The organism is Aquimarina sp. KJ22-3, from assembly GCF_055808215.1.
On sequence record NZ_CM147859.1, the window covers coordinates 2722524 to 2744694 of the forward strand.

The following is a 22171-nucleotide window of genomic DNA, read 5'->3' on the forward strand; positions in this document are numbered from 1 at the left end:
ATAGATGGTTTTACTCATTAGATTCTTGGATTGCTTTCAGTTTCTTTTTCTTGTTTTTTCCGAACTGAAAAGCTCTGGAAATATTAAAACCTAGATGCACATCTCCCTCAAAAAAATCATCTGTAGATTCGGTAATAAAACTTTTCTCGATCATAGTAATAGAATTGGAGAGAATGATTTGAAATACGTGTCCACCAGTCTCTATATCTATTCCAAATGCCAATGAATTAGTGGCATCGATAGACTCCAGAGGATTAACAGTATAGTGATATTCACCATTTAGAGAAATTCTTTTGGTTAACTTAACACGTCCGCCAATTCCGACTGCAAAAATACCATGAGGATCTTCTTGTATAGCTACTGAGTTTCTATAGATGAAGCTTGGCATAATTTGTAAAGAAAATTCAGGACTAAATTTTCTTGCAAAAAGAAGCTGAGAGGTATAAAACAAACGATCAGTCTCGCTAGGTTCGTTTCCTGGTTCAAAATCGTCTACACTTCTGTATACAACACTCCCAAATACAGATACCGAAAGCGGGAAAGCGTTTTTACCAATTCCTTGCTTAAGGAGTTTGTATTTGAAAAATGCATCATAAGCCTTTTCAAAACTGCTTCTACCAACTCCTATCATTAAATCGTCTGTAAGACCATACTCAAAGCCAAAGCGTATATTAGATTGATCCAAACCAAACAATTCATCAAAACCTGAATTTACTCTTCCAAAACGGTGAGATATGATGAATTCTAGAACACCTTTCTTTCTATTCTCAACAGAATGTCCGTTAAGTATTCTAGTGCCTTTAAATGTGGCGGTAACATACTCTTTGGTTTGCGGAGTCTCTTCATCAAGTATGTCAAAGAGGTCCTGTGAATACATCGTATTACCAATACTTAGAATGGTAAAAAATATAATTAGTTTTTTCATATTATTTGGTATACGGTTGATGATCTAGATTGAAGCTTACTTTTATTGTTTTTGCAATGTTGTTCACTACAACCGATGGAATTTCAATATTGAAATCTGCTACTTTTACAGGAAAATCACCCTCCAGAGAAATATTTCCTTCTGTTCTTTTAATTTTCGCCTTGGTTTCTATCGGTTTGGTCACGCCATGAATGGTTAAATTCCCTTTGATAGTGACTTCTGTACTATTTTCAAGAGCATTGAAATTTAGAATCTCTCCTTTGAAAGTAGCTTTAGGATATCTATCAGATTCTACATAGTTTTCATTAAAGTGTTCTTGCATTAATGCCTTCTCGAACAGGAAAGATTTCATTAGTATGGAGATAGCGATTGCTCCATTATTGGTGTCTATAATACTAAGTACCTGGTCGTTTTCTGCCTCGATATCTTCTATAGGAGAGTGGGAGAAGAAAGAAACATGTCCACTTTTTGTAAGGAACTTTTCTTGCCCGTAACTCATTACTGAAAGGATAAGGCATGCTATGGTTGTTATAATTGATTTCATTTGTTGTGAATGTTGGTTTTAATTAATAATGACACTTTTGACAAGAATGACGTCCATCAAAAATCCGGTACAAACACCTTTGATTTGTATGGATTGTCCTTTTTGTAATTGTGCAATTTTATGATCTTTATCAGCGTCCAAATGACAAAGGACACTACCAAAAGTATCTTCACTGGTTAGTGCTATTATACTTTTGTCTTTTACGATGTTTATATCTTCTATAGTACCGGTTACCTGAATAACTTGCTCCAAATATTTGGTATTGGCTTCGGTTTCATTGGTCAAATAATCTTTGAACAAATCATTAGAGTCGATTACAATTTGTGCATCCACATTACTAATATCCAAGTGAGGCTTGGAAAACATAGAGATGCTGACAACAATTCCAATCGCGGTTATAAAAAGAGTTACACCTAAAAGAACTTTTCCCTTACTTATCATATTGATTTCTTTTAATTGTTTAATGCACCGCTATCAATCCAGCATCTAATAATTTCTATTTCCTCATTACTTAAAGAACCGCCGATGGGCATTCGTCTGCTCACTACTTGTGCTCTTACTCGTGAAGCATTATTTCTAATACCTTCAAAGTTGCGTAGATCAGGAAATTGATTTCCGTTATGGCATTCAATACAGTTGTTATCTATTATTGGTTTTACCTGCGTAGCAAATGATGTATCTGGATTACATTCAACTATTGTTTCTGTAATTTCCTCTTCTACATTATTATCACAGGAAACTAGAATAAGACTAGTGAGTACTGCCAATAGCAGTCTATTTATTTGTAAATAATTTTTCATGATTAAGATTTAAGAAAAAGAGGAAGAAAAAAACTCGTTCTTCCTCTTTCTAATCAACTAACTAACTACTAAACTAAATATGAACTCTTCTTAATTTGCTGGTGCGGTAGGAGTATCCGTGTTTGCGATAGGCCATACCCCTGGGGCAGGAAAATTGATTCCAAAATTATCCCCCCTGGTCACATCCTGCCCAAAGTAGTATAATGGCCATCCTTTATATGTTATTTGCTGAGAACCGTGAACATCTATGGTTCCAAAATCGTCAGCATTTAGAATACTTGGTAATCTATCAATGTCGATGTTAATGATCGGCCATACAGCATTGTTTGAAAAATCTTGGGCCGTGAAATTATTAACACCATTGGTGTCATTCATAAATGTATATATTGTTCTTCCTGTGAAATTGGTCATGTAAAAGGTAAGTCCATCACCAGGAGTATAGTCACTTGTGAAGTTGATCAAATTCCCATCACTATCTCTTCCTACCAATTGAGCTTCGGCGTACATCAGAGAATAATCAGGTTTTGCGATATACCAATTGTTACCTACTTGATCTCCGTTGGTATCTCCGGCGGCATTATCATTTGCAAAATAGTATAATGGCCACCCTTTGAACGTAGTTTGCTTTTCTCCATCTTCTCTGGTGATTTCCCCAAAGTCTGAAGCTTCCAGACCATCATCAAGAGTTAAATCCGCTGCATAAAAAATTGGCCATGCTGCCAAACAACCATCCAAACATCTGGAATCTCCTTTTACATCTCTGGAGAAGAAGTATAATGACATACCTTCAGAATCGGTAAGAATGTTTCCAAAAGTTGCATCGGTTGCAAGTCGTACTGCATTTTGTTGTGCAGGTGGATTTGGTTGCTCATCAGAGTCATCACTGGTACAACTAAATAGTACAGAAATTGAAGTGAACAATACTAAAATACGATTTTTCATTTTTATTCGAGTTTTAAAGATTTTGTTCAGCAAAGTACCGTAAACACTGGCCCTATATTCAAAATAATATATGCGAAAGGGAAAATTTGGCGTTGAAAAAGGAAAAAAAAGGTTGAATAAAATGCTGTTTTTTCCTTTTTGTAATAAATGAAGGGAATTGATTAAAATTGAAATAAAGAAAAAGAGAACCCGAAAAGAAATTTGGTTAGATACTTAACCATTGTCTAAATTCTGCTGCTTTGTTTTTGCTAATCACAATTTCTACATCTGCATCTCGGATCAAAATTTTGAGTTGACTATTACCGTATTTAATAATCTTTTCGATGGCAGCAATGCTGATAATAAATTGTCGGTTAGCTCTAAAAAATAAAGAAGCATCAAGGCTGGAAAACATATCATCCAAACTTGTATTGCTGGTAGATTTTTTCCCGTCAAAGCAAATTACATAGGTAATGGTATTTTCGGTATAGATATAAGAGATTTCATTGATAGCTGTCGGGATCAGTTCATTTCTTAAATAGGTTAGGATTCTCTTTTTACCCGTTTCCAATGTGATATCAGGCGATTCCTGAGTGTCATCATCGGTTTCTTCTATTTTACGTTGGTAGGCTACCAGATCACTATTCAGCTTAGAAAGATTCACCAACTCACTTTCTAAATTGGTGTTTTTCTCCTCCAACTGCTTTTCATAATAACTACCAATCATACGGACAGCAAAGAAGGAAGATAAGATAATCAGTCCCCCCATAATAGCAAATATGGTATAGAAACTGGTTTTGAGTTTTTTTATTTGCGTAGAGATCTCGTTAAGATTTACATGTGCCGCCACTATTAAATCAGAATCTTTTACCGGAGAAATATATACGATTTCAGAATTAAAGCTATTCCCAGCTTCTTTATTGTCGTTTTTAATATTGGTAAGTAACTCATATAGCTTATCAGAACTATTTTCTTCATTCAATGAATTCAAAAGTGACTGATCCGAGTTTACTTTTTGTCCAACCCTGGTTTTATCAGGATTACATACTTCTTTACCAGACCAATTAAAAACACATATAAAAGAAGCTTCGGTATGAGTGTTTTCTATAGTGTTTTGAATATTGTTGATCACCACATTTTGATCAATACCACCTGCAAGTTGATAGTTGATCAATTTTGAAATTTCGTTTGCTTCCCGTTTACTGGACTCTAATTGAACTTCTATCAATTGATTTGCACTTACTTTTATAAAGTATTTGATGCTTAACGAAGCAATGATCAGGAAAATGACCGATATCGATACAAAGGTTAAAAAATATAATTTATCTTTTCTCATCTGTCAGGTTTGCTAATCAGGGGTAATATCCTGACGGTCCGGTTTAGCTTTTTATTCAGGTAACTAAAATAGTATAATTTTTCAGGTGTTTTTTCTAAACGTCAAATAATTGTATTTGGCTTAATGACCTTTTTTCCTTTTTTAAAAGGATTTTTTCTACTTGACAAAAGTTTATAACACCACCATACGTTCTGGATTGTTCCTTTGTACTCAAAGTAGAATTTTTAATTATAAGCTAATCGTATGAAATCCACACCTCTTTGTTACCCTTCCTTAATTTATATGCTGCTAAATTATATTTTAGTAGTACATTATCGTAATTTTACTGGTAGAATCGACCTTATATCCTTCGATGAATAGAAAGCTAAGTATTATTGGTTTTATTTCAGGACTTCTCTTGTTACTGATATTGTATCTGGTTTTTGCAAACTCGAAAGACTCTTATATGGAGATGAATGCTGTTTCTGCGGATATAACGATAAGCTCAGAAGAATTAGTTTCATCCTTCATGGTTGATGAACGTTCGGCAAATTCAATGTATAGAGGAAAAGTAATAGAAGTAGAGGGGATTGTAAAAGATGTTACGTTTCTAAATAATCGAAATACAGTTTTTTTGTACGGGGACAATAAGTATTCTAGTGTTATTTGTGATATGTTTCCGAATCAAGAAAATGAAATTAAAGATTTAAAAAAGGGGCAAAAAATAAAAATAAAGGGAGTTTGCAAGGGATTTCTGAAAGATGCTATTTTACTTAATTGTATGCTGATTAACACAACAAATCAATGAATAAACTGATCATTCTGATATTCTTATTGATCAACTTTACAGACGATGACACCAAGTCTGATCAATTTATAACAAGACAGGGGCAGGTTTCTTTTTTCTCCTATACTTCCGTAGAAGATATAGAAGCAAAGAACAACCAGGTACTGAGTATAATTGATATTTCTAAAAATGAAATAGCAGTTAGTATGCTGATGAATGCATTCGTATTTAAAAAATCACTGATGCATGAACATTTTAACGAGAGCTATATCGAATCAGATTTGTATCCTAAAGCTACTTTTGAAGGAAATATCATAGACTTTGATCCCTCTGCAACTGATATACAAACGAGAATGGTTAAAGGGAAATTAACCATTCATGGTATTACTAAAGAGGTAGAAATTAAAACTACTATCGAGCAAGTTAACGGTTCGTTTGTTTTGAATGGGGATTTTGAAGTTACGGTCAAGGATTTTGATATCAAAATTCCTCCAATCTTAGCACCTAATATAGCAAAAGTTATATCCATTAAATTCAAATTTGAATATCAACATTATGAGAAATAAAGTTCTTTTTTCCATCCATATATGTTTACTGTTCTGTTTGAATGTATCTATCCAGGCACAGGATTTATTGGATAAACTAGAACAGGAATATCCGAATACTCCTCAATATCAATTGGCAACGTTTAAAGCGAGTCGTATTTCTATTGGACATTCTGTAGAAACCAGAAAAAAGGGCGTGCTAGAGCTGCAGGCTTTTACACGATACTGGAATATCCCAAACTCTAGCGGTCAAAGTTTTGTAGCTGACAAAATGGGGGCTCGAATAGGGGTAGAGTATGGTATTTCGGATAAGCTGACTTTTGGTGGTGGTTGGAGTACGTTGGACGGTATTTTTGATAGTTTTTTGAAATACAAACTGATCAGACAACGCAGTGATGGCAAAGGAGCACCAGTGAGTCTCTCTTTGTTTCAGAATATTGCTTACAGAAGTGAACGTAATCCACCACTTGTTGATATCAATCGTTTTGATGATTTTCAGGACCAACTAAGCTTTACAACACAATTATTGTTAGCCAGAAAATTTACTCCTCAATTTTCTGCACAAATATCACCTACTTATATCCATAGAAGTTCTTCGGCTTTTGCAGACGATCCAAATAATCAATTTGCGATTGGAGTAGGAGGACGATATAAAATAGGCGGACATGTTTCTATTGTTTCAGAATATTACTATTTGATCAACCCTTTAGAATCCATCACTACTTATGATGCTTTTGCTCTGGGAGTCAACTGGGAATTAAGTGATGTGATGTTACAATTTAAACTCACCAATACTTGGTTCTTTTCTGAAGAAGCATTTATTACTCAAACCCCCAATAACTTCAATTTCAATGATGGAAATTTAACGTTTGGGTTTAATGCGATTTTCGTTTTACATCTCAATCAAAAAGGGAAAGGAATTAGTGACTAAATTCACAAATAGTATTTAGTATATTTAGAAAAAACTTTAACCAATGCACGACAAATTATTCGAAGAAATTATTGATAACTATGATGAGTTAAAATACAAGTTGTTACATGCTCAGACTTTTGATGAGTCTCATTTTGGTTTTCCTGAGATTTATTACAAAATAATGGAGACCGACAAACAACGAGTAGATGCTTTTCATAAGGCATTTCAATTAAATAACAACTTCAAAGATGCTGTTGTATGTGAGATAGGGGTGGGTACACTGCCGCTTACCAAGTTATACATGCCCCATGTAAAGAAGGCGTATTTGATAGAGAACAATCCGGATTTAATTCCGTTTATCGATGCCGAAATAGCAAAATACCCTTGGGCGCATAAGGTAGAAGTGATCTATGCAGATGCATTGACGGTAGAATTACCAGAAAAAGTGGATTATGTGGTTGGAGAATTGATGAGTATTTATTGTGCCAATGAGTTTCAGGTACAGATTTTTCAGCATATGAGAGATTTTTTGAAACCAGGAGGGAAGCTTTTTCCGAATAGGATTGTGAATTTTGCTCGACTATGCGAAGCTGAAATTGAAGAGGATGTACATCATTATCCGGTAATGTTCACAAGACATCAGCCTATGTTTTTAACTCAGCAGTTTCTGGTTAATGAAATAGAACTATTAAAAGAAAAGAAGCAAGGAGTTAAATTAAGTTTTTCTGTACCAGTTCTATTTTCTGGAACGGTAAATGCTTTGTATCTAGAATCTTATGTAGAGATTACTGAAGGGTCTAATTTTACCGGAACGGATAGTCTAATGCCTCCTACCGTATTAAAAACTACCAATACGCAGGAGGTAAAAGCAGGAGATTTGGTGCATATCGATTTTTATTTTGATTATGGATCTTCTCTCGATGATATTAGTTGTGTGCTTTCTTAGTGCATAATATCAATATCAAACCCTATAATATCTCGAATCCCTGGAGATGTTTTTTCTATCGCTTGTATAGGAGTAACATAGTGCCAAAGGTCATTACCAAAGGTAAACTCTTCTCCCGTATCTGCCTGAAAAACAAACTCTCCTGGTTGTAGTTCCTTTTGGTAAATCAATTCGTTTTGAGCTGTCTTTTCGTAAATTTGGCTCTCGGCACCCGTAATATTACTACGATTGATTACCAGGGCAGACATGATATATTGAGCACCATCTTCGTGTACACCTTCTGGAGCATTCTCGCCTTTAATTTGTGTTGTGGCAATGGTTCGCATAAAATGACTGGTGATTTGTACTTTTCTAATCTCTGGATGAATGCGTTGAACGAGGCCTGTTATTTTTTTCAAAAGACTAAAAAACAACTCGTTTTCTACAACTTCACTTTTTGCCTGAGCAAAAACACGTTTCCACACCCTAAAATCATCAACATTTTGTTCAAACCCTTGCTGATGTATTCTTTCTACAAACATTTCATTATCCCAAATTTCTACTTCAAATGTTGAGATGTTGCGTTGACGAGTAATCGTAGACAATTCTTTAAAAGTAGTTTGCTGTTCCTCGGATAATCGCTGTACCCACTGGTCTAGATGATCAATAGTAATCGCACCTTCAAAATAACGCTTATGTAGTGTTTTGAGCACCTCCAAATCTTCAGGAAATGTTTTCTTTAAAAACCCTATTTGTTTCTCGCGAACCAGATACTGATCATCCTGCAAGTTTTCAAAAAAAGGCTGGAAAAAGTTTAAGAAAGATCCAGTTTTCATTCCTAAGTCTTTAATACTACCTACACGAATTGGGGATTTGATAGTACGTCCTACTAATTTGGATATGTCCTTTTCTGTAATCATCTTTTTATTCTTACTTTTTTGGCAATTTGATGTAAACAAGCTTCCTTATTAAACAACCAATAGGAATATGGTATAGTTATGATAGGAATGTTGGTTCTAAATAAAGTCCTGTATTGGTCAACAGAGAATGATTTTTCTAATGTTCCCGGATATCCTACAAGATCAATACAAATGGTTTTACCATTATGAGTAAGCAAAATATCCTTTATGTACCCTGCCAGTTGATAATTGATCAGAATGTCTTCTTCAGCAATCCCTAATTGGATCAATTCTTCATGTACTTCATTAGCAAATTTATCCTGATAATCAGATTCACTACTCTTGGTATACTTTATTTTTGTCTCCGACTGATAATCAATAAGCAAATGTTTGTTTTTGAAGTTTTTAGCCTCAAAAGAATAGTACAAATACTGTTTTTGTTTTGCTCGGGTAATGCTGACGTTAAAAACATCTTCTCTGTCTAAATACTGAAATACTGATGGACTTGTATTATTATCGATAGTAAAGGTAATAAACATTTGATCTCGTTCTTCTCCCTGAAATTCAAAAGGAGTTCCAACGGCAATCTTATGTTTTTTTATGGCAGATAGATCTAATTCCTGAATTTTATTTTTGAGATAATTTACCTGATCCCGAAATGGAGATAGAATACCAATAGAGGAGGAGGCTTCCGGAGCAACTGATTCCTCTTTTTCGATTGTTTTTAGGATGTCTTCAAGAATTTTGTGCGCTTCTAATTGATTCACTCCATCTTTTTGCTTTTCTCCTTTACAAAAAATCCAATGTATCGCTGGGGATTTGTGATGTATTTGTAAATCAGACATTACCAGTAACTTATCGAAATAAAATTTTTGATTACTGTATCGAATGATATCGGGAACACTTCGGTAGTGCTCATCCAGGAAATGAATACTCCCAGGATTGGGCAAACGTTCCATAGCGTAGTCCAAAAAACTCGTTTCTCTATAGTTAAAAACATCTATATTCTGAAGTACACCATGGGTTTCGGCTGTTTTTTCCATGATATGTTTTGACAAAAATGAGACATGACGTAATTGCTTGGGGTCTCCTACCACAACTACTTTTTTTGCCCTTGCCAAAACAGGGATCATTGTAGCAATATCACATTGAGAAGCCTCATCTATAATTACCATATCAAAAATGTCATTCTCTAATGGAAAGACATCACTTACATCTGTAGATTTTGTAATCCAAATGGGTAAACACTGTAATACCGAAGAAAAATCTATGGACTGAAATAAGGACTCACGTTCTGCAGCATCCTTGGTTGCAATTAATTTTAATAGTTCTGGAAATGTCCTATCCCTGGCTAATAAATCTGCGACTCGATGTTGATACTGCAAAGAGATAATTTCTTTGATGAGCCTATTCTTTTGATGAATATAATGCTGAAGCAAGTCTATCAGTTCCCAGAAAGGATATTCTTTTAATACTTTTCTGGATACATAGTTTCTCTTTAACCGTTTAAAAAATGAGGGGTTATGATCAAGGAAGAGTTCAGCGTTTTTTATTTCCTTGCGTTCCCGTTCTTTAATCTCCTCGTTTATTTCTTGGATTTTACTTCGAGCATAGTCTATTTCCTTTTGCTTTTTTGGGATATAGTAATCACCACCTGCTTTTCTAAAACGAGTAATCGATTGTATTTTTTTCTCAGTTTTGCCCGGTGTCCTCTTCCAGATCCAGCTCTAATAGAGAGCCCTTTTACGCCAAGGTCATTAATGATCTTATGCTGCAGTACATCAACCGCTTGATCAGATTTGGAACAAATCAAAACACTTTTATTATGATAGATTTGATCAATAGCTAATGAAGCTATGGTATAGGATTTACCTGTACCAGGAGGTCCAATCACAACACTTAAGTCATTAGATTTTGCTGCATATATAATGTCTAGTTGGGCCTGACTTAAATTGGAAGGGACATAAATTTCATGAGTTGTATCTTTTTCAGATTTGATCTCTGGCTTTCTTCTAGAAAAGAAATGTTGAAGCGTATCATTGTACAAGTGCCCTTCTTTGATAACGTCAATTTCATGTAATACATCTCTGCTAGACTTTGATTTTTCAACAATTCCAAGAGCTATCACAGGAAGCAGTCTTAATTTTGCGGAATTTGCATGACTTCTAATTAAATCCCCTGGCATTAATGTTGATAGCCCCTTCATTGATTTGACATCAATATCAATATGAGCTTTTAACTTTTTACAAATGGCAGATACATCTTGAGAAGCAAAATCCTGATCATTAATCAGGGCTTTCATTTCTAAAACAAAAGAATCGTCGAGATCAAAATTCTTTTTGAACAGATTAAGCAAAGCATCATTGCTTCTGTTTTCCGAAAAATTATACTCCAAATGATACAATGCCTGATCGTTGATATTAATAGTGACTGGTGTTACCATCAGTGGAGCGCAAATAGTTCGTTTTCTACCCAAAAACGTAAGTTTCCCAGTCACAAAAAAACTACAAGCAATAAATGTCTTTTCTTTTTTATGAATTTCGAGGTATTTGTACAGTTCATCTCCAAAATCAGTAGTCATTAATGGAGTATCCGTTTCCCGGTATAAGGCATCAATCTCTTTTAGGAAAAACCGTTTATCTACTTTATTGCCTAAAAAATTGAGAATATCGTTATCTCTGAATTCTTGCTTATAGCAATCTTGATAGTAGGATAGTACTTTTTCTATATGCATACAACAAAATAGTCGTTACTGGTTTTGTTCCTCTTCATCCTGAAACCTCAAATAATCTTCTACAGTTTGGTTAACAGGAGGAATATCTTCTTCTACGATAGTTTTTAAAAGTTCTTCGGTAAGAGGAGTAATCGATACGATTCGATTTGCTTGGTATTCGATGATTTTTTCAAACAAATTTCGTGCAACGCGAGCATTACCAAAGCTTTTATGCCTTTTTTCATAGAGTTTCTCAAAGATGAACTGCATTTTTTCTTTAGCATCTTCGGCTAGTACAAAATCATTTTTGTTGCAGAACAATTCAAAAATGGCGATTAGTTCTTTGGGTTTATAGTGGTCAAAAGTAAAGTATCTATTAAATCTGGATTGCAATCCAGGGTTGGATTCTATAAATTCTTCCATCTCATCAGGATAACCTGCTACAATTACTACTAATTGATCGCGGTGATCTTCCATTTTCTTTAGTAATACCTCTATGGCTTCGTTACCAAAGTCTTTCTTATTATCCTTAGCTAACGAATAGGCTTCATCAATAAAAAGTACACCATCTATAGAAGTTTTTACGACTTCTTCAACCTTGATCGCAGTTTGGCCTACATAGCCTGCAACCATACCAGTACGATCAGTCTCTACCAAATGTCCTTTTTCGAGATATCCCAGATGTTTATAGATGCGTGAAACCAAACGAGCTACTGTAGTTTTTCCTGTTCCAGGCGGTCCCATAAAAACGGAGTGTAATGAATTATTGACGTTTTTAAGCCCTTTTTCTTCTCTTATCTTTTGAACGGTAAGAAAGTTAGACAATTCCTGTACCGCGGTCTTGATATTGGTTAACCCTATAAGTTCATTTAATTCATCCAGTACGTCATCCAACGATTCGTTTTCATCGATTTCGGTTTGTTTGACACCTTCCAGCTTTTCTTTGGGATTAGACAATTTATCGTTGATCTTTTTGAGTATTTCTTTTTCTTGTTCTGAAATCGTCCCGTCGGCCTTTGCAATTAAAGAAGCTATTCGGTATAAAAATGCTCCAGAGTTCACAAAATGCTTACTATCCAAACGCTTTAAAATTGAAGGTAATAAAAACTCTTTTTTATACGCTTCACCCAGATCAAAAAGGCTAGCGGTTTTGATGACCTCTATATTTTCTTCGAATTTTTCAGATTTTACAAAGGTGTTGATGCGTTCTATAGATATAGAAGCTATAATATCATTGCCCTGAAGCTTCTCGAACATAAAAGCCAACAAAAATTTGATTTTTGAATCGGCAATGTCGTTTTCTTTATCACTAAGAGGATAAATCAGGTTAAAAACATGGATGATATCCTGAAGAATCACATGTTCAGCTTTAAACTCTAGCGCATCGTCTGTTTTGTGAACGATGGCATTAATCGTATTTGAGAATTGTTTGTTTTGGTTCAAGTCCTCGGCCAACCCTAATACTTTATCACCTTCCTTTTCAAGAATTTTCAGAAATTCATAATCGATGTCAAATTCTTGTTTTGTGTCTTCTTTTTGATTGACAAAATCCTTGAACTTATTCGTAAAATCCTCTAAGCTCTTTTTTTCATCTTTTTTGAGCAAGGTAAGATCATCAACAAAATTGTTTAGCAATTCAATGTGTTGCACATTGATAGTTTTAAATTCATCAGATTTGAAAATATCTTTACCTAGCGCTACTTTACTTGTCTTGGTATGTACATTTTTTGTGGTAATGGCGAGATCAAGATTTTCTAAAGTTTCTGAGGAAGAGTAGAGTAGTAGTAAATCTTCATCCTTGATTCGCAAAGATGGAAAAGCAGCAGATACTGTTAATATTTTCAGTGGATTAATAAATTTCCCTTTAAAGAAAAAGGAGGCATCCTCTTTTTTTAAATTGGAAAAAAACTGTGTTACTGCTTTATCGTATTTTCGATTCGTCATTAGTACTTTTTATTTTTTAGAAGATCTAAATTTTTTGCTTGCATATCATCAATATTCTCCATCAAAACTATCTGAGGTAAAATATTCTTTTCGTATTAAATAGCGCCATAAAATTCCCCAAAGCAAGCCAATAAACATGCAAAACAGAAGGTGGGTGGAATAACTTTTTGACCAAAAAGAAGTAATTACTCCGACTAGAAAAAAATAGCTATTGAAACCCAAATGGCGGATCGCCCATGTCGTTTTTGGCGTTTGGCAATTTCTTTATCACTAATAGGCTTATTTCTAAAATCACTTTTGATATTTCGCAATGAATTCCCCAACCCAATCCAGTGCATGGTTGCGAAGAGTGCCAAAGGAGATGCAAAAAAATAAATGAAATTGAACAAGACGATATTAGCATCTGAGAACAATCTGAAAATGATCAGGTTAACAAAACCGCTGGAAAACCAAATGATCATAGATACCAGTGTTTTTTTACAACCTTCTTTGTCTAATTCCATCCGTTAGAAAATTTCAGCTTCCCGAATCAATTTCCATCATAGAATCCTCAACAGCATGTACTAATTCATCAAAATGAGGTAATCGCTTAGTTTCTCGAGTTCTATTAAACGGAAGATCAATATTAATGTGTTTCACGAACTTCGAAGGCGCATGTTTCATGATATAAATATCATCCGCGAGATATACAGCCTCTTGGATATCGTGGGTTACAAATAGGATCGTGGGACTAAATTTCTCCCAAATACCGATTAATAAATCTTGCATTTGTAAACGAGTCTTTACATCCAACGCTCCAAATGGCTCATCCATCAATAATATTTCAGGATTAGACATCAAACTTCTAGCTATAGCAACTCTTTGTAATTGGCCTCCAGAAAGCGTAGGGTATTGAGCATATTTTTTTTGATGCCCATCTAGCCCAACCAATTGGATCATTTCCATGGCTTTTTCATCCCGTTCCTTTTTGGAAACACCTTTAAAACGGAGCCCAAGTCCAACATTATCTAATACCGTCATCCAAGGCAAAGAAGAATATTGTTGAAATACCATGCTCACTCTATTGGCCTTACTAACCGGTTGTCCTTTAACCAGCACTGTACCTGAAGTAGGCGATTGTAATCCAGCAATATATCTTAATAAAGTAGATTTACCACATCCAGACATTCCTAAAATGACAGTAAACTGTCCTTGCATGGGTTTATCTTCTATCAATAAATCCAGATTTTCAATAATATTGGTTTTTCCTCCATCATAAGATTGAGATATACCACGTAATTCTATTATATTCTCAGCACTAGTGTTATCACTAAATTCTACCATATCAATGTTTATTGCCTTTATTAATATGCTTATATGGATATAGTATCCTATCGATCATTACAAAAAGTCGGTCTTGCAAAATTCCTATCACTACAATGATAATAAGTATAGCAAATGCTTTATCTATTCGGCTTTGTCGTTTTGCAGTCCAAATCAATTCTCCTATACCACCACCTTTGTTAAGCATTTCAACAATAGTGATGTAGGTCCAGGAAATTGCGGTTAACACTCTTATATCATCTATGATTTTTGAGAATACATAAGGCATATAAACCGTTCGTATCGTTTGCCATGAAGTTGCTCCCAAAGTAAATACTGTATTGAGATATACATTTTGCACTTCATCAATCCTTTGGATAACTACAGGTATGAGATAAACAATGATACCAAAAGCAAGAAAAGAAACTTTCATTTCGCTGCCTAAGCCCAACCACATGATAAAAATTCCGGTAACAGCAGTTAGCGGTATAAAACGATAGGAGTTGATGATCTGACTAAAAAGCCCTCTAAACAGAGGAATAAGCCCAAGGATAAACCCAATCGGAATAGAAACTAAAATAGCTAAAATATACCCTAGGAAATTGAGCTTAATAGAATAGAAGGTATTACCAATTACATCATCCTGTTGATTCAAATCAGGAAATGCTTTTACCACTTTGATCGGTGAGGGTAGAAGTGGGAACACCTTGTTTTTCTTCAATCCGAAGGATTGCAATTCTTCTATACTTAATTGTTCCAGCTTATCGTAATTAGCAATTAACAAAGAGTCACTTTCGTAATACACCCTTTGCTCTTGTGGGAGCGAAGTAAGGTTAACAGATTCGTCCTGAGTAATCACTGATTTGGATAAAAATTCAGCAAGAAGAAACCATAGCCCAATTACTATGATCGCTCCAACAACGGTTAGTACAACCTTATCTTTGGATTCAAGGTTTCCTCTTAATTCAAATAGCTTTTGTATCCCTACCATTAGTCAACTACTAATTCAAAGTCAGTTCTTCTGTTTTTGGATTTACAATCGGCATTTTGATTTCTTTCACACCCAGGAACAGGCTTATCTGGACCATTACCTAAAATAATAAATCTATTGGTTGGCATATTGTGTTCCTGAATCAGATAATCTGCTACTGATTGCGCTCTTTTTTGCGAAAGTGTAATATTTGAATTTCGATTCCCTACATTATCCGTATTTCCTTCAATTCTGATACGAGCATTAGCAAAAGCTTTTGCAATAGGTGTAAATTGAATATCAATTAATTGCTTCGCATTCTCACCCAATTTAAACTCTCCAGTTCTGAAACTAATACTTACTTTCTTTGAAGATAACGACTCCTTCTGAGCTAAGCTTTCATCTACAGCTGTAAATTCTTTTTGTTTTTCGGCGATATGACTAGGACCGGATAATGATGTTTTTGATACTAAGTCTTTGGTAGATAGTAATCTCCAGCTTTTGCTCCAGCTGTACTATAACCAAGATCATTGTATTTTACCTTCATCTTGTTGTATAGGTCTTCTCCAGTAACTCCATTATAAGCTGAATTCAATCCAAAGAAGTTCATATTATCACCATGTGTAGCTAATCTTACATTATTGATCGCATCATAACAGAAATCTTCTGGTTGTGCCAATCCTTCTGCCAAAATTTTTGCAGCTTTTCTTTTGTTACTGTCAGAGTTATTTAATTCTGAAGCTCCAATCATCCATCCTTCATATAGATCTTTAAGCTGATCTTTATGAGTTTCGATAAATTCTTTTTTAGCCACAAAAACATCTGCAATGATATGTGTTGCATTTTTGGTACTTTCCAATACTTTGGATCCAGCTACTTTGCTCACACAATCTGCATCGTCTGGACTCCATACAACCGCTGCGTCTACTGTATTACTTTTGAAAGCATCTGCTGCATCTATTGCACTGGGAACTTCTACAATTTGTACATCTTTTGTACTCATATCTCCAGCTTCTAATAACCAGATCAAGAAAGAGTGAGAAGGTGTCATAGGAGCGACAGCGATTTTCTTTCCTCTTAGATCACTTACTTTATTAATTCCTCTTCGTGCCACTATTGCATCTCCACCACGGCTCCAGTCGGCCTGAAATACAACTTGTGGTTGGTATTGCGATAAACCTTCAACCTCTGTTGGGAATGCATCAATAGTAGCCCACATTAGGTCAATTGAACCATTTTTAAAAGCATCTCTGGAAGCATCAAAATCGTCGATCACTTCAAAATTTACTTTAAATCCATAGTCTTTGTAGAATCTCGACTCAGTATTCGCTTTAAAACCTTCATTAAAATACTGTCCTCCAGCGTATCCACCCCAGGTAACCACACCAACATTAATCACATCCTTATACCCATCTTTAGTTTTGTCGGTCGCTGTAACCTCTTCAATCTTGTCCTTTACAGCAGGATCTCTAAGTTTATTTAATAAAAAGTATAGCCCACCGATGATGACTACTACAATTAGAATTTTTGAAAACGGTGTTAATCTTCTCTTTGCCATAATAATTGATTGGTTTTATTTTTTAGTCCTCAAAATTGAATAAATCTGAGTATTGATTGTTGTGTGGTTTTGATTTTGCAATAGGAGCATCAAGATCTACACTATGCTGATCATGTACCAATAAATCTTTTTGATTTCCTAATATTAAGGAAACACCTTCATTTTCCCATTTTTCGAGTAATTCAAGGCCTTCTTCTTCAAAAATTCCATTTTGAAGATCGATAGAATCCATGAAGTTGGTAGACATTTCCATAAAGCGTTCCATTTCTCCAATTTTCATGCTCACATCATCAGCGATAGCTTCTAATGCGCGATCAAACATTTCTTTTTTATCGTTGTTACCAGCAATAATATTCATCGCCGATTTCATTGCTGAGTGACCCGCTCGAACCGCTTTTCTTTCCTGCTCTTTGACCATTACCTGATCTTCAATATCCTCTAACAATATTTCAGAGTTCTCATACATTTTTACCAGAACTCGATACAAAATTTCCATTTTTTTGTAGAGTTCATCGAGTTTCATATTGGATTCCTTAAGTCTTCCAGCTTTTCGAGACTTCAGAATCATAATTCCCTTCTTATCTTTTTCTTTTGCAGCACTGGCCAACTTCAAATTATTGTTGATACTCTTCTTGTTATCATACATAATTTGTTGTAAGCGTTTCATTTGACCTTTAAGTACAGCAATCTGCTTATTCATTTTTTTGAGATTATCTTTTAAGTCATCGATATAACTTTTAAGAATCCCAATAGGATCTATTTGAATGAATAACCCGGTAAGCCAACGCATAAAAGACTTATACATATAGAAAATCAGGTTTCGCATCTTTGGGTCCAAAACGATATAGATCAAAGCACCTAATACAGCTAATAATACCCCTAGATATAATGTATTTTCTACTATAGTAATCAAAAACGGAAGGACTTTATATAAGCCATATAGCCCACCAGCACCCAGAAGGCCCATAAATAGCATCCCGGTTTTACCTTCGGGTTTTTTCCAGAAAGATTTTGGTTTTATCGAGTTCTCCATCTATTTTAAATATTTTTCCATTTTTACTTTATCTTCCTCAAACTGATTTTTTAAATGTGTATAGGATATTTTAAAATCATTTTGAGTCTTGCTAATCTTAGCATTACTTTCTTCTATTTTACCTTTTAGATCTGCAATTTGATTTTGATGTTTGGTAATCTCATCGGTAAGTTTCTTTATTTCAGCAGATTTTTCCTTGATGATAGTTTCAAACTGAGCGATCTCTCTTTCTCTTCCGGAAACTTTATCATCAAATTGAGATTTAAAAGCTCCCAAAAACTGCTCATTCTCTTTATCCAGAACACCAATATAAAAATTAGTGGTTTGCATGAGTTTATCTAGAGTAACTCCCAAAGTAGAAGCTGTAGCAAAAGCAGATCTATACTTGGTCGCTTCATCCATTGGCATTTTCTCAAGTGCCTTTAAGGATTTTTTATACTCTAAATAGTCAAAACCTTCAAGGTTGTTTTTTTCAATGGCCTCTAGTAATTTCTCAATGATTTTAGAATCTACAACGCCTTCTGCATTGGTTGGTTTTTTTGGAAGTGGAGGAGGAGTATCCGCAGAACTAGCACTATTTGTTTTTGTGCCCTTTTCTTGTTTTGATTCTACCTCTTTTGGTTTCCCCTCTTCGGTATCTTCAACTATAAATAAAGACTTCAGATTTTTTAGCATGGTTAGTGAATTTGAACAAATTTAAAAAAATAAGTATTGTATCTCATAGTAAGGTGAAATTAAACCTTAACACCTTTTATATTATATGTGTCTTATGGTATAAAAACGTTACACACCATCTATTTGACAATTTTATCCCATGCAATCTTTAACCCTATGAGTAAGACCAGGAAAAACATGATTAAATATTGGAATTTCCCCACAAAGAAAACACCAAAAAACATCCTTTGTAATATATAGGTGATCACAAAAGTGATAACAATGATAATAAAAAGCCCGGAGAGTCGACCAAATCCAGGTATTGAGGACATAGGGACCGTTTTATGAATAATAACTAGCGTAAGAATCATCCCTATTAACGGTACGAAATACGAAACCAAGTCTAATTGGAGTACATTCGTTCTTAAAAAGAAAAAGCTATACAATAATAAGACAAGAGATAAAAGTCCTGGTATGGTTACTAGATATACAAGTCCTCCATAGATGTAATTCACAGGAGGTTTAAAGTTTTGTCGATTTACAAAAAGTGAACCAATAAGAGAAAGTGCAATAAGAGTGATAAAATAACCCAATACTAAGTTGGGATTATCAGAAAACCAATTAATAAGATCTTGTATAGTCATTGGTGTTAAATGTACGAATATTGTTTTATTCTTAAGCTATTCTTATTATATAGCTACGAGAAGATGTCTGCTATATTTCTAAAGAGCGCAAATAAAATGGATGAAAACGTATGAGTTACCTCTTCATCCATTTATTTTACTAAAATCATTCGATTTGGTTTCAACCCATTTCTTCTAAAAGATACAGGGCGATAAAAAACAAAACGAAAATTACGGTAGTAATGATTTTTAAAACGTCTCCATTAATTTTTTTCATAGCTCTTGGTGTGTGAATTAATAAAAATGAGACGTTGTGTTTACGCATTGTAATATATTAGTTTATAGTGTAATAGCCAACTATTTACGGTTAACAAATAGGTGTAGAATGGAAAAATATCAAAATGATAGAAAAGTGTAGTTATAATTGAGATTCTTTTAATTCAAGAAATGCAATAATAGCTTTTTGTTGCTCTTCTGTTATTGGGTTCTTGTTTTGTATTCTATTCTCAATCCCTTTTATGTGATGCTTAACTAATGTTTTATGCCAATCTTCCCCTTTGTCTAGATCAAAAATAGCAATTGCTGCTGGTTTATGAGTTTCGAGTGAACTTTGATGACAACTACCACAAAAGGTAATTAAAACCTTACGAGTGACTTCTGAACACTCTTCGAAAGAACCGTTGTTGGTCTCGATAGTCTCAGTTTTTGCAGGAATAGTAACCAAAACTGGTTCTGTATCAGCTGTATTCATATCTCGAATACATCTATGTAGAAGAAACAAACTAAGAAAGCAAAAAAGGAATGATATTTTGATGTGCTGAAACATGTGTTAAATTGTTGATATAAAGTACAATAAACTTTCTTAAACTCATCATAATTAACATTGCATTATTGCCAAAATCCTCATAATTATTCCTTTAAAAAAACGAAAAAGTTATTGGGAGTTGTAAAATTGATCTAGAGGTTTTTAGGTATAATTATGCCAGATTTATTAATAATTTACTATTTTTAGTACATATTGAACAATATAAGTGAATCTTAAGCCCCTCATTTTGAGTTCAAACTTCATATCGTCAAGCTTAAAATTACCCCAATTAAGTTTTTTAAAGTTTTTAAACCTACTTATATATGAAGAAGATTTTAGCTATTGACGATCAGCAACTTATTTTATTATCCCTTGAGAAACATTTGACCGATTTAGGTTTTAGCATTCAGTGCGCAAGCAGTGGTGAAGAAGGCTTACAAATTTTTGATACTTTCGACCCTGATATGGTCATTGTAGACATTAATATGGATGGAATGTCTGGTTTGGAGGTGATCAAAAATATAAGGCACGATAAAAACTCAGATGTTAAAGTACTAGTACTTTCTGGTAATACCAATGAAGATACGATTATAGATGGATTTGATTTAGGTATTGATGATTACATGAAAAAACCATTATCTCTCAACGAAATGTCGGCTAGAATTTCGAGAATCCTTGGTATAAAACTTCAGAAAAAATCAGAATCACATGCTAAAGGGAAAATGTTACAAAGAAGATGCGTTGGTGTGGTAATTCCTTGTTATAACGAAGAAACTCGTATTTTGAGTAAGGAGTTTACCGACTTTGTACATAGTAATTTAGGATATCACCTTTGTTTTGTGAACGATGGAAGTACAGATAATACCCTAGAAGTACTTCAAAATTTGGCAAAAGGTAGAGAGGATCATATCAGTGTATATAACTGTGAAAAGAATGGGGGTAAAGGAGAAGCTGTACGACAAGGCGTATTGCACCTTTCTCAAGACACGCAATTAGATTATATAGGATATTTGGATGCCGATTTATCTACTGATTTTCAGGATTTTGATGATCTGGTAAAAACGATAGAGACTTCAGATTTTAAAATTGTTAGCGGATCTCGGATGAGTAGAATGGGAGCCAATATAACCAAAGAATCGGCTAGAAAAATCATAAGCAAGACCATTAATTTGATCATTCGAAATATCTTGGGGATGTCTTTTAATGACACCCAATGTGGAGCCAAGATTATGGAGCGGGAAATCGTAAGCGAAATGTTTAGGGAAAAATTTATCACCAAATGGCTTTTTGATGTAGAAATCTTTATGAAGATGAGAAAGTACTATGGTAAGGACAAAGCGATTTCATATATCTGCGAGCAACCTTTAAAAAGATGGATACATGCGGATGGATCAAAATTATCTATGAAAGATTCTGTTAAGATTGTTGGGCAATTAGCTCAAATAGCATATTACTATAATTTTAAAACAAAAACGGTCATCATTCCCGCTACCTAACAAATAAAGTTATATAGTTTTTAGATACTCTGTGATCACTTTCAAGATATTTTCAAAGTCATCTTGTAGTTCATAACTGTTTTCCTTTAAATGATTTTCGTAATCAGTTGCTATGTTGTACCCTTTTTCTAAACCCAAGAAACCAATTTTATGCTTCAATTTATGCACATCTTCTGCAGCTTTTGTAGTGTTTCCTGCTGCTAAGTTGAGAAAATATTGTTCTTTTTCTACGGGGAATTCTCTTTTGATAACACTGAAAATTTTTTCTTCAAAGACTGGATCACCACCAGATAATTTTTGGATTTCAGAAAGGTTGGGTTGTTCCATGGATAGGTTTTTAGATGTACTTAAAAATACAATTAAAATTGAAAAGGAACTACCAAAATAAATGAGTATTTAAACAGATTGTAATTACTTAATTATTTTATATCATTTTCAGGATACCGTTTGATTTTTTAGTCTGACGGAATGATCATTTCGACATTAATTGCCTTAGTTT

General features: G+C 34.2%; 25 protein-coding genes. 5 read left to right on the forward strand and 20 right to left on the reverse strand.

Translation table 11 applies throughout. The features are described 5' to 3' along the window. Nucleotides 1-10 precede the first annotated feature (10 nt). From AC0L3Q_RS12520 to AC0L3Q_RS12545, 6 genes are all read right to left on the reverse strand, one after another. Entirely contained in the window at nt 11-925 is a 915-nt protein-coding gene (locus tag AC0L3Q_RS12520) for a DUF5777 family beta-barrel protein (RefSeq protein WP_473279690.1), read from the reverse strand. Nucleotide 926: 1 nt separating this feature from the next. Beyond that, the gene (locus tag AC0L3Q_RS12525) at nt 927-1469 is read right to left on the reverse strand and encodes a YceI family protein (RefSeq protein ID WP_473279692.1); all 543 of its coding nucleotides are present in this window, start codon (nt 1467-1469) and stop codon (nt 927-929) included. 18 nt (nt 1470-1487) lie between these two features. After that, complete coding sequence (locus tag AC0L3Q_RS12530; protein ID WP_073313589.1) at nt 1488-1910, reverse strand: OB-fold protein; 423 nt, start codon at nt 1908-1910, stop codon at nt 1488-1490. Nucleotides 1911-1921: 11 nt separating this feature from the next. Continuing rightward, nucleotides 1922-2236: a cytochrome c family protein gene (locus AC0L3Q_RS12535; RefSeq protein WP_473279694.1), complete on the reverse strand. Its 315-nt coding sequence runs from the start codon at nt 2234-2236 to the stop codon at nt 1922-1924. Nucleotides 2237-2359: 123 nt separating this feature from the next. After that, on the reverse strand, nt 2360-3211 hold the full coding sequence (locus AC0L3Q_RS12540; RefSeq protein WP_473279696.1) for a hypothetical protein: 852 nt from the start codon (nt 3209-3211) through the stop codon (nt 2360-2362). 205 nt (nt 3212-3416) lie between these two features. After that, nucleotides 3417-4526: a LytR/AlgR family response regulator transcription factor gene (locus AC0L3Q_RS12545; protein WP_473279698.1), complete on the reverse strand. Its 1110-nt coding sequence runs from the start codon at nt 4524-4526 to the stop codon at nt 3417-3419. 352 nt (nt 4527-4878) lie between these two features. Here AC0L3Q_RS12545 and AC0L3Q_RS12550 point away from each other — a divergent pair, with 352 nt between their 5' ends. Genes AC0L3Q_RS12550 through AC0L3Q_RS12565 form a run of 4 tightly spaced genes read left to right on the forward strand, consistent with a single transcriptional unit; the run spans nt 4879 to nt 7696 of the window. Beyond that, on the forward strand, nt 4879-5313 hold the full coding sequence (locus tag AC0L3Q_RS12550; protein ID WP_473279700.1) for an OB-fold protein: 435 nt from the start codon (nt 4879-4881) through the stop codon (nt 5311-5313). Then, nucleotides 5310-5858: a YceI family protein gene (locus tag AC0L3Q_RS12555; RefSeq protein ID WP_473279702.1), complete on the forward strand. Its 549-nt coding sequence runs from the start codon at nt 5310-5312 to the stop codon at nt 5856-5858. The genes AC0L3Q_RS12550 and AC0L3Q_RS12555 overlap by 4 nt, the downstream gene beginning before the upstream one ends. Beyond that, nucleotides 5848-6768, forward strand: coding sequence for a DUF5777 family beta-barrel protein (locus tag AC0L3Q_RS12560; protein WP_473279703.1), 921 nt, complete (start codon nt 5848-5850; stop codon nt 6766-6768). The genes AC0L3Q_RS12555 and AC0L3Q_RS12560 overlap by 11 nt, the downstream gene beginning before the upstream one ends. 43 nt (nt 6769-6811) lie before the next feature. After that, nucleotides 6812-7696, forward strand: a complete 885-nt coding sequence (locus AC0L3Q_RS12565; protein WP_473279705.1) for an SAM-dependent methyltransferase — start codon at nt 6812-6814, stop codon at nt 7694-7696. Here the strand turns inward: AC0L3Q_RS12565 and AC0L3Q_RS12570 are convergent. The 13 genes from AC0L3Q_RS12570 to AC0L3Q_RS12630 form a co-directional block, all read right to left on the reverse strand. Beyond that, entirely contained in the window at nt 7693-8595 is a 903-nt protein-coding gene (locus AC0L3Q_RS12570) for a 2OG-Fe dioxygenase family protein (RefSeq protein WP_473279707.1), read from the reverse strand. The genes AC0L3Q_RS12565 and AC0L3Q_RS12570 overlap by 4 nt on opposite strands. Continuing rightward, a complete protein-coding gene (locus AC0L3Q_RS12575) occupies nt 8592-10013 on the reverse strand; it encodes a DEAD/DEAH box helicase (protein WP_473279709.1) in 1422 nt (473 codons plus the stop codon). Before AC0L3Q_RS12575 ends, AC0L3Q_RS12570 begins: the two co-directional genes overlap by 4 nt. A 176-nt stretch (nt 10014-10189) precedes the next feature. After that, on the reverse strand, nt 10190-11308 hold the full coding sequence (locus AC0L3Q_RS12580) for an AAA domain-containing protein (protein ID WP_473279711.1): 1119 nt from the start codon (nt 11306-11308) through the stop codon (nt 10190-10192). A gap of 15 nt (nt 11309-11323) precedes the next feature. After that, nucleotides 11324-13231, reverse strand: coding sequence for an AAA family ATPase (locus AC0L3Q_RS12585; RefSeq protein ID WP_473279713.1), 1908 nt, complete (start codon nt 13229-13231; stop codon nt 11324-11326). A gap of 194 nt (nt 13232-13425) precedes the next feature. Further along, complete coding sequence (locus AC0L3Q_RS12590; RefSeq protein ID WP_473279715.1) at nt 13426-13734, reverse strand: hypothetical protein; 309 nt, start codon at nt 13732-13734, stop codon at nt 13426-13428. A gap of 13 nt (nt 13735-13747) precedes the next feature. Continuing rightward, nucleotides 13748-14554 (reverse strand): ABC transporter ATP-binding protein, encoded by an 807-nt coding sequence (locus tag AC0L3Q_RS12595; protein WP_473279717.1) that lies wholly within the window; start codon nt 14552-14554, stop codon nt 13748-13750. Nucleotide 14555: 1 nt separating this feature from the next. Further along, a complete protein-coding gene (locus AC0L3Q_RS12600) occupies nt 14556-15524 on the reverse strand; it encodes an ABC transporter permease (protein ID WP_473279719.1) in 969 nt (322 codons plus the stop codon). Then, nucleotides 15524-15940: an OmpA family protein gene (locus AC0L3Q_RS12605; RefSeq protein WP_473286941.1), complete on the reverse strand. Its 417-nt coding sequence runs from the start codon at nt 15938-15940 to the stop codon at nt 15524-15526. Before AC0L3Q_RS12605 ends, AC0L3Q_RS12600 begins: the two co-directional genes overlap by 1 nt. Nucleotides 15941-15972: 32 nt before the next feature. Then, nucleotides 15973-17061 (reverse strand): ABC transporter substrate-binding protein, encoded by a 1089-nt coding sequence (locus AC0L3Q_RS12610; protein ID WP_473279721.1) that lies wholly within the window; start codon nt 17059-17061, stop codon nt 15973-15975. Nucleotides 17062-17083: 22 nt separating this feature from the next. After that, entirely contained in the window at nt 17084-18094 is a 1011-nt protein-coding gene (locus AC0L3Q_RS12615; RefSeq protein ID WP_473279723.1) for a PspA/IM30 family protein, read from the reverse strand. After that, nucleotides 18095-18769: a hypothetical protein gene (locus AC0L3Q_RS12620; protein ID WP_473279725.1), complete on the reverse strand. Its 675-nt coding sequence runs from the start codon at nt 18767-18769 to the stop codon at nt 18095-18097. Between the two features lie 119 nt (nt 18770-18888). After that, a complete protein-coding gene (locus AC0L3Q_RS12625) occupies nt 18889-19392 on the reverse strand; it encodes a hypothetical protein (RefSeq protein WP_473279727.1) in 504 nt (167 codons plus the stop codon). Between the two features lie 397 nt (nt 19393-19789). Then, a complete protein-coding gene (locus AC0L3Q_RS12630; protein WP_473279729.1) occupies nt 19790-20122 on the reverse strand; it encodes a hypothetical protein in 333 nt (110 codons plus the stop codon). A 377-nt stretch (nt 20123-20499) separates the two neighbouring features. Here AC0L3Q_RS12630 and AC0L3Q_RS12635 point away from each other — a divergent pair, with 377 nt between their 5' ends. Continuing rightward, complete coding sequence (locus tag AC0L3Q_RS12635; RefSeq protein WP_473279731.1) at nt 20500-21672, forward strand: response regulator; 1173 nt, start codon at nt 20500-20502, stop codon at nt 21670-21672. 9 nt (nt 21673-21681) lie between these two features. On the opposite strand, the gene AC0L3Q_RS12640 is transcribed toward AC0L3Q_RS12635, so the two are convergent. Next, a complete protein-coding gene (locus AC0L3Q_RS12640) occupies nt 21682-21999 on the reverse strand; it encodes an Hpt domain-containing protein (RefSeq protein ID WP_473279733.1) in 318 nt (105 codons plus the stop codon). Nucleotides 22000-22171 lie beyond the last annotated feature (172 nt).